The sequence below is a fragment of the Roseateles sp. P5_E1 genome, assembly GCF_054049335.1.
In genome coordinates this window covers 36,054-49,805 of the sequence record NZ_JBFUMN010000006.1, presented here as the reverse complement: position 1 = coordinate 49,805, position 13,752 = coordinate 36,054, and the positions used below count along the sequence as shown (strand labels likewise).

General features: G+C 67.0%; 13 protein-coding genes. 6 read left to right on the top strand and 7 right to left on the bottom strand.

Annotated features, from left to right (window positions below; all coding sequences use genetic code 11):
* Positions 1 to 3 precede the first annotated feature (3 nt).
* On the top strand, positions 4 to 258 hold the full coding sequence (locus tag ACXJKJ_RS08545) for a YMGG-like glycine zipper-containing protein (RefSeq protein ID WP_056201292.1): 255 nt from the start codon (positions 4 to 6) through the stop codon (positions 256 to 258).
* Positions 259 to 311: 53 nt separating this feature from the next.
* Here the strand turns inward: ACXJKJ_RS08545 and ACXJKJ_RS08540 are convergent, their stop codons facing one another.
* The 6 genes from ACXJKJ_RS08540 to ACXJKJ_RS08515 all read right to left on the bottom strand — a co-directional run bounded on the left by ACXJKJ_RS08540 (position 312) and on the right by ACXJKJ_RS08515 (position 8,808).
* The gene (locus ACXJKJ_RS08540) at positions 312 to 3,314 is read right to left on the bottom strand and encodes a TonB-dependent receptor (RefSeq protein ID WP_457389808.1); all 3,003 of its coding nucleotides are present in this window, start codon (positions 3,312 to 3,314) and stop codon (positions 312 to 314) included.
* 166 nt (positions 3,315 to 3,480) lie between these two features.
* Positions 3,481 to 4,440, bottom strand: a complete 960-nt coding sequence (locus tag ACXJKJ_RS08535; RefSeq protein WP_457389807.1) for a peptide ABC transporter ATP-binding protein — start codon at positions 4,438 to 4,440, stop codon at positions 3,481 to 3,483.
* Positions 4,433 to 5,383, bottom strand: a complete 951-nt coding sequence (locus tag ACXJKJ_RS08530; protein ID WP_457389806.1) for an ABC transporter ATP-binding protein — start codon at positions 5,381 to 5,383, stop codon at positions 4,433 to 4,435. The genes ACXJKJ_RS08535 and ACXJKJ_RS08530 overlap by 8 nt, the downstream gene beginning before the upstream one ends.
* A gap of 610 nt (positions 5,384 to 5,993) precedes the next feature.
* Positions 5,994 to 6,890 (bottom strand): ABC transporter permease subunit, encoded by an 897-nt coding sequence (locus tag ACXJKJ_RS08525; RefSeq protein ID WP_457389805.1) that lies wholly within the window; start codon positions 6,888 to 6,890, stop codon positions 5,994 to 5,996.
* Positions 6,890 to 7,903, bottom strand: coding sequence for an ABC transporter permease (locus ACXJKJ_RS08520; protein ID WP_457389804.1), 1,014 nt, complete (start codon positions 7,901 to 7,903; stop codon positions 6,890 to 6,892). Before ACXJKJ_RS08520 ends, ACXJKJ_RS08525 begins: the two co-directional genes overlap by 1 nt.
* Positions 7,903 to 8,808 carry an N-acetylmuramoyl-L-alanine amidase gene (locus ACXJKJ_RS08515; RefSeq protein WP_457389802.1) on the bottom strand — a complete coding sequence of 302 codons (906 nt, stop codon included), beginning with the start codon at positions 8,806 to 8,808 and terminating at the stop codon, positions 7,903 to 7,905. Before ACXJKJ_RS08515 ends, ACXJKJ_RS08520 begins: the two co-directional genes overlap by 1 nt.
* A gap of 128 nt (positions 8,809 to 8,936) precedes the next feature.
* Between ACXJKJ_RS08515 and ACXJKJ_RS08510 the strand changes: the two genes are divergently transcribed.
* From ACXJKJ_RS08510 to ACXJKJ_RS08490, 5 genes are all read left to right on the top strand, one after another.
* A complete protein-coding gene (locus ACXJKJ_RS08510) occupies positions 8,937 to 9,347 on the top strand; it encodes a GNAT family N-acetyltransferase (RefSeq protein WP_457389801.1) in 411 nt (136 codons plus the stop codon).
* Positions 9,344 to 10,924, top strand: a complete 1,581-nt coding sequence (locus tag ACXJKJ_RS08505; protein ID WP_457389800.1) for an ABC transporter substrate-binding protein — start codon at positions 9,344 to 9,346, stop codon at positions 10,922 to 10,924. Before ACXJKJ_RS08510 ends, ACXJKJ_RS08505 begins: the two co-directional genes overlap by 4 nt.
* Positions 10,921 to 11,622 carry a creatininase family protein gene (locus ACXJKJ_RS08500; RefSeq protein WP_457389799.1) on the top strand — a complete coding sequence of 234 codons (702 nt, stop codon included), beginning with the start codon at positions 10,921 to 10,923 and terminating at the stop codon, positions 11,620 to 11,622. Before ACXJKJ_RS08505 ends, ACXJKJ_RS08500 begins: the two co-directional genes overlap by 4 nt.
* A 90-nt stretch (positions 11,623 to 11,712) precedes the next feature.
* The gene (locus tag ACXJKJ_RS08495; RefSeq protein ID WP_457389798.1) at positions 11,713 to 12,114 is read left to right on the top strand and encodes a hypothetical protein; all 402 of its coding nucleotides are present in this window, start codon (positions 11,713 to 11,715) and stop codon (positions 12,112 to 12,114) included.
* Between the two features lie 287 nt (positions 12,115 to 12,401).
* Positions 12,402 to 12,911 carry a DUF1993 domain-containing protein gene (locus ACXJKJ_RS08490; RefSeq protein ID WP_457320991.1) on the top strand — a complete coding sequence of 170 codons (510 nt, stop codon included), beginning with the start codon at positions 12,402 to 12,404 and terminating at the stop codon, positions 12,909 to 12,911.
* 167 nt (positions 12,912 to 13,078) lie between these two features.
* Here the strand turns inward: ACXJKJ_RS08490 and ACXJKJ_RS08485 are convergent, their stop codons facing one another.
* Positions 13,079 to 13,723, bottom strand: coding sequence for a glutathione S-transferase family protein (locus ACXJKJ_RS08485; RefSeq protein ID WP_457389797.1), 645 nt, complete (start codon positions 13,721 to 13,723; stop codon positions 13,079 to 13,081).
* Positions 13,724 to 13,752 lie beyond the last annotated feature (29 nt).

Genomic DNA, 13,752 nt, shown 5'->3' with positions numbered 1-13,752 from the left:
ACCATGAACAGCTTTGCAACGTTTTCCAGCCCGAATGGCGCCTATTGGCGCGTGACGGTCCTGTCCCTCGCCGCAGCCGCGACGCTGGCCCTGACGGCCTGTGCGGGCATGTCATCCCGTGAGACCAGCACCATCGTCGGCGCCACGGCTGGCGCTGTCGTCGGCGGCGCGGTGACCGGCACAACCACCGGTGCCGCCATCGGCGCTGCGGCCGGCGGCGTCGTCGGCAATGAAGTGTCGAAGAAGAGAAACCGCTAAGGCATGAAGAAGGCCGGCGCGAGCCGGCCTTTCTGGATGCGCCGAGGCAAGTCTCAGAACTTGTAGCGCGCCTCCAGGTAGTACTGGCGGCCTGACGAGTCCACCTTCTGCGGTTCCAGTTCGCTGTAGCGGTACTGGCCGCGCGCCGGGTTCGTCAAGTTGGTGCCACTGAACGACACCTCCAGCCCCGGCATCACCGTGTAGTTGACGCTCAGCGCGACATTGGTGACGGGGGCCTGGATGGTCGGTGCGGTCGGCATCGTGATGCCTTGCACCACCGACAGGCCCTGGCTGTTCGCCGTGGGCGCCGGCGCCGTCGTGCTGTTGACGTACTCGCTGCGGTAGTTCCAGGCCAGGCGGATGCTGAAGGTGTCGGTCTCGAAATACCCCACCAGGTTGGCGCTCTTGCGCGAGGCCCCGGGCAGCGGCCGGCCGTCCTCAACCTTGGTGTCGGCATAGCTCAGGTTGGACTGCAGGCCGAAGCCGCCCCAGATGGGCTGCTCCCAGCTCAGTTCAGCACCCTGGATACGGGCGCGCTGGTTGGTCGTTGTGTTGATGGCATAGGTGTGGACGACGTTCTGGTTGTCCAGCAGGTCCACCGTCACGCCGTCTTGTCGCACCGCGCCAGTCTTGGCGTAGTTGCGCAGCATCGAGTCGAACAGGCTCAGCACGACCGCCGAGCGCTTGGCGTAGTACCAGCCCAGCGACAGGTCGGTGTTGGCCGCCGTCATCGGTTCCAGCTGCGCGTTGGGGCCGTTCACCTGGCAGCCCTGCGCCGTGCAGGTCTGGCCCGTGAAGCCGGCACCATAGATGTTGTAGTTCTGCCGGCCCAGGGTCTTGGACAGGCCCAGCCGTGCGATCCATTCCGGCGTGAACTGCCAGCGCAGATTGAGGCTGGGCAGGATGTGGTCGAAGACCTTGTGCGTCGGCACCTTGTAGTAGATGGTGCCGGTGTTCGGGTTCCAGGCGGCGCCGTCGTAGTAGGTGGCGCCGTCGCCGGCCGTCACGATGGCCGTCGGGAAGGCGGCGCAGGGCACCACCGCCTTGCCCGGCTCGATGCGCTGGCACAAGCCGGTAGCCACCGGCGTGGCGATCTGCGCGTCGACGACGGTGCGCGCATAGCGCAGGCCGACGTTGCCGCTCCATTTGCCGTCGGCCGTTTCCAGGTTCTGCTGCATAAAGATCGCGCTCTGGCGCTCGCGCATCTCGATCTCGGCGGCCACGCGGCGCTCGAACTCCGGCGTCGTCGCCTTGATCTGGCCGTCATAGAACGAACGCAGCACCTCACGCGGGTAGTAGAAGCCGGTGTTCTCGAAGCCGCTGCCGAGGTCGGAACCGAAGTCGCCAGGGTAGGACGCGGCCAGTGACGGGTCCGGCGCGGCCACGGCGGAGGACTTCATCGCGGGCTGCCAGCGGCGGTGGTCGCGGTGGTGGTCGGCGTGGCGGGCGCCGAACTCCATGCTCTGGAACACGCCGCTGTTCTGCAGGTACTCGGCGTCCAGCGCCAGGCTGTTCTCGCGGTCCACGGTCTTGTAGTGGGTCGGCGTGGCGCGCGCGATCAGGCTGTAGCCGCTGCCGTCGGCATTGCGCACCGGTTTGCTGCCGTCGCCGGCTCCCTGGTAGGCCCAGGTCGGCGCCTCGTTGACGCCCCGCAACGCGAAGGTGATGCCGGTGCCGTAGCGGGCGAAGGTGATGCCGCGGTCCTGGTCGGTCTCACCCACACCGCGCGTCGTGCTGAACAGGCCCTTCACCGTCAGCTCGTTGCTGAGCTTGAGTTTGGCGTCCAGGTCCAGGAAGCCGCTGCTGGCACTGGCGCCGCTGCGGAAGAACCCTTCGGAGTTGCCGATGTACTGCGGCGTCGTGCCCGGCGCGAAGGCGACGGTGCCGCCGCGCAGCACCTTGATCTTGTCGCCATAGATCGTCGTCTCCTCGGCGATGACGGGGTTCTTGAGCGACGCGAACACCTGCTGGCCGTTGGAATTGGTGTTCAGCGCTGCCGCTGTCACGGCGCCGAAGGGCTCGGCCTTGCCCACCAGCATGGAGTACGGCGCCCCCGCGGTGAGCCGGCCGAAGTTGTCCGAATTCATCTTGGACTGGAAGGCCGTGATGCCGAGGTCGAGGTTGCTGGTCGGCCGCCATTGCGCCGTCACCATGCCGCCCTTGCGGTCACGCACGCCCTCGACGAATTCGGTGGACATGCTGCCCGGCAGGCGCACGCCGTTCAGGTCGGCGGCGGTGTAGCCGCTGCCTGCCAATGATGCATCCGTGATGCCCTTCATCGTCGCCGTGTTGATGACGTCCCAGCCGCTGCTGGCGCCGTAGGCGAAACGCGAGGCCGAGTCGCGTCGCACGTAGCGCTTTTCAGCGAAGACCTGACCGATGACGCCGATGCGGTCGTCGTCGCTTTTCCAGTTCAGGCTGGCATTGAGCTGCGGGCTGGTCTTGTTGGGCAGCGTGGCATGCACGCCGCCCACGCTGACCACGCCGCCGAAACGCTGCTTCTCGTCCAGTGGCTTGCGCGTCGTCACGTTGACGGTGCCGGCCAAGCCACCGTCGAGCAGGTTGGCCTGCGAGGTCTTGTAGACCGTGGCCGCATTCAGCACCGAGCTGGGCATCAGGCTCAGCGACGTGGAGCGGCTGCTGGAAGTCTGGTCGGAGATGTACCAGTCGCCGCCGCTGACCGTGTGGCCGTTGAACAGGATCAGCGTCATGTCGGGGTTGGTGCCGCGCATGGCCACCTTCTCGGCCTCGTCGTAGTCGGTGCGCACTGCCACACCGGGCAGGCGCTGCAGTGAATCGGCGAGGTTCTTGTCGGGCATCTTGCCCACGTCGACCGCCGTGATGACCTCGACGTTGGCCGCGGCATCACGCTTGGCGTTCAGCGAGGCTTCGGTGGAGGCGCGGATGCCGGTGATGACGACCTTCTCCAGCGCCTGGGCGTCGGCCTTGGCTTTGGCGCTGTCCGGGGCGTTGGCCTGCTGGGCCAGGGCTGCGCCCTGCAGGCTCATCAGCAGGGCGGCGAAGCCACAGGTGATGGGAGTGGGCTGGAATCTCATGGTGTTGTCCTTGCGTTGCCGAATGCAAAGATTCTTGCGACGCAAGTCACACCCCATCAGGGGCCAAGCCCGCGAAGTCGGCACCGGAGCAACACTCCGCGCATCACGGAATGACGGCGGGGCATGTACGGCGGTTATGCCCGCCGCGCCTCACCTGCGAGTCACGTCAAACGACGTGGCAGGCGACGCGCCGGCCGTCCACCTCGCGCAGCAGCGGCACCTCTTCGCTGCAGCGCGGCACGGCCAGCGGGCAGCGCTTGTGGAAGCTGCAGCCGCTCGGCGGATTCAGCGGGCTGGGCAGCTCGCCATGGATGACGATGCGCTCGCGCCGGTCCGCCTTGCGCAGCGCCGGTGTCGCGCTCATCAGCGCCCGCGTGTAGGGGTGCAGCGGCGACGCGAACAGGCGCTTCTTCTCGCCAATCTCCACGGCCGTGCCGAGGTACATCACCATGACCTCGTCGGCCACATGCTCGACGACGCTGAGGTTGTGCGAGATGAACACATAGCCCGTGCCGAACTCGTCCTGCAGGTCCATGAAGAGGTTCAGGATCTGGGCCTGGATGGACACGTCCAGCGCGCTGACCGGCTCGTCGGCGACGACGATGCCGGGATTCAGGATCATGGCCCGCGCAATCGCGATGCGCTGGCGCTGGCCGCCCGAGAACATGTGTGGGTAGCGGCGCAGGTGCTCGGGCCGCAGGCCCACCTTGGCCGCCAGCGCCGCCACGCGCTCGCGCCGCTCCAGTGCCGTCATCGGCGTGTTGATCAGCAGCGGTTCGGCCAGCGTGGTCTCGACGGTCTTGCGCGGGTTCAGCGAGGCGAACGGGTTCTGGAACACCATCTGCACCTGGCGGCGCAACGACTTCAGCGTGGCCTTGTCGGCCGTCGCGGCATCGGTGCCGCTGATCTTCAAGGCGCCGCGCGTCGGGTGCTCGATCAGCGTCAGCTGGCGCGCCAGCGTGCTCTTGCCGCAGCCCGATTCGCCGACGACGGCCAGCGTCTTCTTGGGCGCGAGCGTGAAGCTGACACCGTTGAGCGCCTTCACCGTGGCCTTGGGGCTAAAGAGGCCGCGGCTGACGGTGTAGTGCTTGGCCAGGTCGTTGGCTTCGAGAAGGAGTTCAGACATGGGCCAACGTCTCGACGGGGAAGAAGCAGCGCACGCCGTTCTCCAGGGCCGGCCGCTCAGCCACGCAGCGAGGCTGCACACGCGGGCAGCGCGGCGACAGCAGGCAGCCCTTGGGCCGGTCCAGCGCGCCGGGCACGATGCCGGGCAGGGCGGACAGGCGCGTCGCGCCCTTGTTGTGCTCAGGGATCGCGGCCAGTAGCGCATTGGTGTACGGGTGGCGTGGCGCGTCGAAGAGCGCGGGCACGGGGCCGGTCTCGACGATCTGGCCGGCATACATGACGGCAATCCGCTGGGCCATCTCGGCCACGATGGCGAGGTCGTGCGTGATCATGATCAGGCCCATGCCCTGCTCGCGCTGCAGCTTCAACAGCAGGGCCATGATCTGGGCCTGGATGGTCACGTCCAGCGCGGTGGTCGGCTCGTCGGCGATCAAGAGCTTGGGGCCGCAGGCGATCGCCATTGCAATCATCACGCGCTGGTTCATGCCGCCGGAGAGCTGGTGCGGGTAGGCGCTGGCGCGGCTGGCCGCGTCGGGGATCTCGACCAGCTCCAGCAGCTCAACGACGCGCTGCTTCGCGGCCGCGCCGCGCAGGCCCAGATGCGCCTTCAGCACCTCGGCGATCTGCGCGCCGACCGTGTAGCTCGGGTTGAGGCTGCTCAGCGCGTCCTGGAACACCATGGCGACGTCGCGGCCGATCAGCGCGCGGCGCTCCGAGGCGTTGAGCTTCAGCAGGTCGCGGCCCTGGAATTCCAGCGCGTCTGCCGTGACTTTGCCCGGTGCGTCGATGAGCCCCATCAGCGCGAGCATCGTGACCGACTTGCCCGAGCCCGATTCGCCGACGATGCCCAGCAGTTCGCCCGCGTCCAGCGTCAGGTCCACGCCGTCGACGGCGGGGAAGTTGCCGAACTGGACGCGGAGGTTCTTGATTTGGAGGAGGCTCATCGGTGGTTTGGGTTGATGGCCAGGCCCAGCGGGGATTTCGCCCCCGCGGGCGAGTCACTTTCTTGGGCGCCCAAGAAAGTAACCAAAGAAACCGCCCCCGATCCGCCCGCCCTGCGCTGCGCTTCGGGTTCCCTGCGGTACTCAGGCCTTGAGGCCCCGCGCAAAACTCCCTTCGCTACGCTACGGTCAAACAGTTGCGCGGAGTCAGTCCACGAAGTGCGCTGCGCGCACGGCCTCAAGGCCTTCCGTTCCTCGGCAGGCTCAGAGGGGGGAAGAGGAATACCTCGTTGCGAACGGCTTTGGGGCTTGGCTGTTGGCTGTYCGGCTGTTCCTGGAGCCTCCCCTTCTAAACCGCCGAGAAGCGCAGAAGCCCGGGGCGCGAGCGCAGCGAGCCTCAAGCTCTGACTTCGCGCCCCTTTGTCTGAACGGAGCGTAGCGAAGTGAGTTGGGCGCGGCCCCGGGCTTCGAGCATCGCAGGGCACCCCGACAGGGGCGGTTTTGCAGGGGAGAGCTTTTTGCCTACTTTTTGGCGGCGCAAAAAGTAGGTCGCCCGCCGGGGCGAAATCCCGGCTGGGCGTAGGCATCAACACATCGTTTCCCCGCCAGCCCATCACGCCACCTTCTTCAACTTCGGATCCAGCGCATCGCGCAACCCGTCGCCCATCAGGTTGATCGCCAACACGCTCACCAAAATCGTCAGCCCCGGCAGCGTGACGACCCAAGGCGCGCGGGTGATGTAGTCCCGCGCGGACGACAGCATCGTGCCCCACTCCGGCGTTGGCGCCTGCACGCCCAGCCCCAGGAAGCCCAGGCCGGCCGTCTCCAGGATGGCCGACGAGAAGCTCAGCGTCGCATTGACGATCAGCGGCGCCATGCAGTTGGGCAGCACGGTGATGAACATCAGCCGCCACACATGGGCGCCGGCCACGCGGCTGGCCGTCACATAGTCGCGGCCGATCTCGCCAAGGGCCGCGGCGCGCGTCAGCCGCACATAGCCGGGCAGTGCGCCGATGGCGATGGCGATGACGGTGTTGACCAGGCCCGGGCCGAGGATGGTGATGACGCAGATGGCCAGCAGCAGGGCCGGCAGAGCCAGCACGATGTCCATCACGCGCATGATGGCGGGAGACAGCCAGCGCTGGAAGAAGGCCGCCAGCAACCCCAGCAGCACGCCCGGCATGAGTGACATGACGACGGCTGCCAGACCGATGCCCAGCGACACCCGGCCGCCATGCAGCAGCCGGCTCAGCATGTCACGGCCCAGCTCGTCGGTGCCGAGCAGGAAGCGCGTGTTGCCGCCTTCGGCCCAGATGGGCGGCGTCAGCATGAAGTCGCGGTATTGCTCTATGGGGTCGTGGGGGGCGATCAGCGGCGCGAACAGCGAGGCGAGCGCGATGACCGCGAACACGATCAACGCGACCAGGGCGCCGCGGTTGGCGGCAAAGCCCAGCCAGAACTCGCGCAGGGGGCCGGGCGGATCGATGGCTTTCTCAAGGACGGCGCTCATCAGTGACCGCCTCCCCGGATCCGCGGATTCACCACCCCGTACAGCACATCCACGATCAGGTTCACGCCGATGAAGGTCAGGGCCGAGATCAGGATGCCGGCCTGCACGACGGGATAGTCGCGCCGGCCGATGGAGTCGATCAGCCATTTGCCGATGCCCGGCCACGAGAAGATGGTCTCGGTGAGCACCGCGCCCGCCAGCAGGCTGCCGGTCTGCAGGCCCACCACCGTCAGCACCGGGATCAGCGCATTGCGCAGCGCATGCACGACGACGACGCGGGTGGGCGACAGGCCCTTGGCGCGCGCCGTGCGCACATAGTCCTCGCGCAGCACTTCCAGCATGGACGAGCGCGTCATGCGCGCCACGACGGCCAGCGTGCTGGTGCCCAGCACCAGGGCCGGCAGGAGCAGGTGCATCAGCGCGGATTTGAAGGCACCCTCTTCGCTGCTCAGCCACGAATCGATCAGCATGAAGCCGGTCACACGCTCCGGGTCGAACTCGATGCCGATGCGGCCCGACACCGGCGTCCAGCCGAGGTTGACCGAGAAGAACATGATGAGGATCAGCCCCCACCAGAACACTGGCATCGAATAGCCGATGGTGGCCGTGCCCATGACGCCCTGGTCCAGCAGCGAGCCCCGCTTGAGCCCCGCGCTGACGCCCAGCAGCAGCCCGAAGCCCACGGCAAAGATCAGCGCCGCCGTGGCCAGCTCGACGGTCGCCGGGAACAGCGCTGCGAACTCCTTGCTGACCGGCTCGCGGCTGACCAGGCTCTGGCCCAGGTCGCCGTGCAGCAGCTTGCCGACATAGTCCGCGTACTGCACCGGCAGCGGCTGGTCCAGGCCCATGCGCTTGACCAGGGCCGCGTGCGTCTCCGGGTCCAGGCGGCGCTCGCCCATCATGACCTCGATGGGGTCGCCGGGCACCAGGCGGATCAGGCCGAAGGCGACGATCGTGATGCCGATCAGCGTCGGCACCAGCGTGGCCAGGCGTTTGAGCAGGAAGGCGAGCATTACCAACGCGACGTGTAGGGGCGCGTCTCGGTGTCGGTCGCACCCGCCACGCGCATGGCGCTGGGCGTGGAGGCGACCTCGATCAACGCGGCCGTCTCGGCATCCAGCGTGCCGGAGATGTCGCGTGGCCGGTACTTCATCTGGAAGGTGGCGACGACCTCCTTGGTCATCACGTCCAGCTGGCCCGAGCGCGACACGTTGTAGCCGATGCGCGCCAGCCGCTCCTGCAGCCAGGCCACGTCGCGCGGCGCAACCTCATGCTCCAGCGTCTTCACCATCACCAGCGGGCCATCGGGCCAAGGGATCAGCCCGGCGTCGGCCAGCTGCTTCCAGGGGAACTGCGGGCCGGGGTCCTGCTTGCGGCCGGGCGCGATGTCGGCATGGCCGATGATGCGCTCGGGCTTGACGTTATGGCGCTTCTGGATGTCGCGCACCAGGGCGATGACTTCGTCCACCTGGGCCTGCGGGAAGGGCGCGTAGACGCGGCCGCCGGGGCCGTCCACATAGCCGGCGTTGACGATCTCGATGCCGATGGAGGCCGAGTTCAGGTTGGTGTTGCCGGCCCAGAAGCTCGCGCCGGCATGCCAGGAGCGGCGGTTTTCGTCCACCAGGGCGTAGCTGGCCACCGGGTTGTCGCGCACCAGGTAGTGGGCCGACACCTGGCCGCCGGTCGTCAGCACCTTCAGCGACTTCTCCCAGTCCAGCACGGTGTAGTGCAGCACGATGTAGAGGGCGCGGCTGTCCTGGTTCTGTGAGGTGTAGCTGCGGTCGATGTTGGGCGCGCGCACTGCGGCGGCAGGGCCTGCGGCCATGACAGGGGCGGGCGTGGGGACCGGCGAGGGCACGCTGGCGCAGGCGCTGAGCAGCAGGGCCAGGACGGCGGCAACAAGGGAGGTGGACTTCATGCGTGGGAGGGCGTGGCCAGACCTGGATTGTTGCAGCGCACCCGACACGGTGGCCCCGGGGCCAGCCCGCAGGGGCCATGTCGGAGGGCGCTGCAGGTATGAGTGCAGGTGATGGTTGAATGGGTGACATGAGTTACACGACGCTGCACGCCACGCCCTCGGCCGACACCTACCGCCATCTGCGCGTCGCCTGCGGCCTCAGCCCCAAGTCGGCCGAGGCGGCCGCGCGTGGCTTGCCCGGCACCTTGTTCGGCGTGCAGATCCTGCACGATGGCGAGCCCGTCGGCATGGGCCGCGTCATTGGCGACGGCGGCACGGCCTTCCAGGTCGTCGACATCGCCGTGCTGCCCGAGCACCAGGGCAAGGGCCTGGGCAAGCTCATCATGGCCGAGATCGCCGCCTGGCTGCGCGAGCACGTGCCCGAGACCGGCTATGTCAGCCTCTTGGCCGACGTGCCGGCCGACGCCCTTTATGCCCAGTTCGGCTTTGTGCACACGGCGCCGCGCACGCTGGGCATGGCCTGGAAGCGCCCCGCATGAGGCTGTTGCTCGCGGCACTCGCACTGGTGGCCGCTTCGGCCTCTGCCAGGACCCTCACCGTCTGCACCGAGGCCAGCCCCGACGGCTTCGACTACTCACTGTTCCACGCCAACTCCACGGCCGATGCGTCGTCCGAGGCCCTCTACAACCGCCTCGTCGAGTTCGAGCCCGGCACGACCAAGCTGGTGCCCGCCCTGGCAGAGCGCTGGGAGCTCAGCGCCGACGGCAAGACCTACACCTTTCACCTGCGCGCCGGCGTGGCCTTCCACACCACGCCCTGGTTCAAACCGACGCGGCCGCTGGCGGCCGACGATGTGGTCTACAGCTTCACGCGCCAGATCGACGCCAAACACCCCTGGCATGGCCAGCCGCGCCAGGGCTGGTACTACGCCACGGCCATGCAGTTTGGCCAGCTGGTGAAGAGCGTCAGCGCCGTGGACGCGCGCACGGTGCGCATCGAGCTGACCCGCCCCGAAGCGCCCTTCCTGGCCGACGTCGCCATGGGTTTTCTCAGCGTGCTGTCGGCCGAGTATGCACAGCAGCTGCAGGCCGCCGGCCGCATGGAGGACATGAATCTCAAGCCAGTTGGCACGGGCCCTTTCGTCTTTCGCAGCCATGTGAAGGACGCCGTGGTGCGCTACGACGCCCACCCAGGCTACTTCCGCGGCAAGGTGGCCCTGGACAAGCTGATCTTCTCCATCTCGCCCGACGCCGCCACGCGGCTGCAGCGCCTCAAGGCCGGCGAATGCGATATCGGCCTCTACCCCATGCCGCAGGCCTGGGACGAGATCCGCAGTGACGGCAAGCTGCAGCTGCTGACCGGCCCCGGCCTCGTCACGACCTTTGTCGGGCTGAATGTGGAGCACAAGCCACTGGACGACCGCCGCGTGCGCCAGGCCCTGGGGCTGGCGACCGACCGCGCATCGATCGCCCGCGCCGTCTATGGCGGTGCGGCCAGCCCGGCCGGCAATCCCTATCCGCCCTCGCAGTGGAGCTATGACGACAAGGCCGGGCCGGCGCCCCAGGACCTCGCCAAGGCCCGCGAACTGCTTCAACGCGCCGGCCTGGCCAACGGCTTTGCGCTGAAGCTGTGGATACGTGCCGGCGCCGGCGCCACCAATCCCAACCCCAACCCCAAGGCGACGGCCGAGCTGCTGCAGGCCGACTGGGCGCGCATCGGTGTCAAGGTGGAGATCGTCACGCTGGAGTTTGGCGAGCTGCTCAAGCGCACCCGCGCCGGCGAGCATGACGCGACCCTGCTGGCCTGGGCCTCGGACAACGGCGACCCCGACAACTTCCTGACGCCCAACTTCGCCTGCGCGGCCGTGGCCGGCGGTAGCAATGTGGCGCGCTGGTGCCGCAAGGACTTCGACGCGCTGCTGGCCGAAGCGCGCGAGACGGCCGATCAGGGCAAGCGCGACGCGCTCTATCGGCGCGCGCAAGCCCTCTACCGCGATGACGCGCCCTGGGTGCCGCTGACCTACCCGACGACGGCCGTTGCGACGAGCAAACGCGTCGTGAATATGAAGGTCAGCCCCTTCGGCCTCAACAACTATTCGGCTGTGGACGTGAAATGAAAATTTCGGACATGAACTGGATGCAGGTCGAGGCCTACCTCAAGGCCGACGACCGCTGCCTGCTGCCCATCGGCTGCACCGAGCAGCATGCCTATCTCAGCCTCGCGGTCGACGCCATCCTGGCCGAGCGTGTCGCCGTGGAAGCGGCCGAGCCGCTGGGCGTGCCGGTCTTCCCGGTGCTGCCCTTCGGCATCACGCCGAGCTTCATGAGCTATCCCGGCACCGTCACGTTGAAGGTCGAGACGATGGTGCGCGTCGTCCACGACCTGCTCGACAGCCTCGACCACCAAGGCTTTCGGCGTATCCTCATCGTCAACGGCCACGGGGGCAACCAGCCCGTGGCAGCCGCGGTGGCTGAGTGGATGGCCGCACACCCGCGCACGCGGGTGCGCTTCCACAACTGGTGGAATTCACCGAAGACGCTGGCCTATGTGAAAGGCATCGACCCGCAGTCCGCCCACGCGTCGTGGATGGAGAACCTGCCGTGGACGCGCTTGGCCGGTGTCACTCAGCCCGAGGGACGCAAGCCGCCGGTGGACTACCAGCGCTACGCCGTGCTGCCGCCCAATGCGGCGCGCGAGCTGGCGGGCGACGGCAACTTCGGCGGTGCCTACGAGAGGCCGGACGCCGAAGTGCTGCAGATGTGGTGCATTGCCGTCGAGGAGACGCGAGCGCTGATCAACGGCCCTTGGGCTTAGCGCACTACGGTTCAGTCAGAGCAGTTGTCGGCCAGGAGCGGGCACGGTGATGGACTGCTTTCAAGCAACCTACGTCACTACCATTGAGCCATGGCTTCGCTTCACGAAAGCACAGATTTCGCCGGCAGGTCCGACCTTCCAAGAGGTTGGGAGAACGATGTCTTCCTGTACTGCACCTTCTCCAATCTCAACGTCGAGGGTGCGGCATTCGAAGGCGTTCTGAGCAGCTGCAGAGTCAACAACTCGTCCTGGTATTGGGGGCTTTTCAACACTACCAAGTTCGTTGAAGTGGAATTCACCAACTGCGTCTTTCGAGGATCAGCCTTCGCTGGGTGCCTCTTCGTCAAGTGCCGCTTTGTGAACTGCAAGTTTGCGAAGGACAACCTCGATGCAAACTGCAGGTTCGATGAGTGCTCCTGGCACGACTGCGAGCAGACAAGTTGCGAGGGCTTGCCTCGTCAGTTCGCCGCCGAAGGCAAGCGGCGCAAGTAGGCGTCGGTGATCGGTCAGAAGCCGCCGTCGCCAGCGGGTTCACGCGAACCCGATCTCTATCCCGTAGATTTGCCGGACGAGACGGACTGCCAGAAGTCCGACGTCCGCGGTGGATCTCGGTCAGCCGCCGCCTACCGCGCGTTCGCACTGACGAGCCCCTTAGCGCGTCCTTACACTGAATTGCGTCGTCCGGCCTTTGCCGTTGGCGCAGCAACTGGGCTTCCAACCCGGTGAGGCGCCCCTCGAATGCCGCCGCCGTCTAGCTTCACTTCTACCAAGGAACGACCATGACCAGTCCGATGTATACCTTCGCCGTTCCCGTCTTCAAGCAAATGCTGGTGGCGCTGAAAGCCGTACTGGCGCAGGCGAGTACGCACGCCTCGGCCCACTCGATTGAGTCCGACGCCTTGCTGCAGGCGCGCCTGTATCCGGACATGTTTGCGTTGGCCAAGCAGGTGCAGATCGCAGCCGACTTTGCGCGTGGAGTATCGGCACGCCTGGCGGGTGTCGAGGCCCCCACCCAGGAGGGACAAGAGAAGAGCTTTGCTGATCTTGACGTCCTATTAGCCCAGACGGTGAGTTTTCTGGATGGCCTGAGCGCAGCGCAGTTCGAAGGCAGCGAAAGCAGAGAGATCATCTTGCGTCCCGGCACACCAAAGGAGAAGCGGCTGATCGGTCAAACCTATCTGGCCAACTACGGCCTGCCGCAGTTCTTCTTTCATGTCACCACTGCTTATGCCATCCTGCGCCACAACGGGATCGCCATCGGCAAGCGTGACTACATGGGCGTGTATTGACTGGCGTTCGATGCTGCGAGCGCCGAGTGAGCTCGCGGTCCTTCGACCATGCAGTTGCCGTAGCTGATTGACAAGCAGGGGCGCGAGCGACTGCTTTGGAGCGATCAATTCAGAGCTGCGAATGTCGCCTCAGGGTCGGCAACTGCCTTAGCTGAACCGCATCGAGCCTAAGCCACGGGTGGCAACTCGGGCGCGCTCAAGCCCTCGAACGGATCGGCCCAGGCCGGCAGCGCCATCAGTCTTGCATGCCAGGCCGCCACCGCCGGGTAGTCGCTCAGCGGCAGCCGAGCCACGTCGTTGTAGGGCAGGAAGACGCCCATGCGGAAGTCGGCGTAGGACAGGCCGCTGGCCAGCAGCCAGTCCTGCTTGCTCAAGTGCGCCTCCAGGATGGACGCCGTCGCGTGGAAGCGCTCGGTGCCCCGCGCCACCAAGTCTTCGTCCAGCGCGCCCAGCTTGTAGCGCTGCTTGGTGCCGCGCTCGAAGTGCACCATGTCGCAGGCATGCATGAAGTTGTCGCGGCTCCAGCTGACCCAGCGGATCATGTCCGGCAGCTCCGCGCCGGTGCGCCAAAACTCCGAGCCCACCAGCTGCGACAGCCGGCAGGCGATGGCATCCGCCTCGAACAACGAGCTGCCGTCCGCCTCGACAAGGATGGGCAGGCGCAGCGAGGGGTTGAAGTGGCGGTAGTTGTCTGCCTGGCCGGGGGCCAACGGCGCGGCGAACTCGTAGGTGACCGGCGCGGCCAAATACTTCGCCGCCGCGACGGCCAGGCGTGGGTTGGGGTTGCGGGAGAAGTAGAGGATGGGCGTCATGCGGCAGGCTGGAGGGTTGGCAGCGTTGT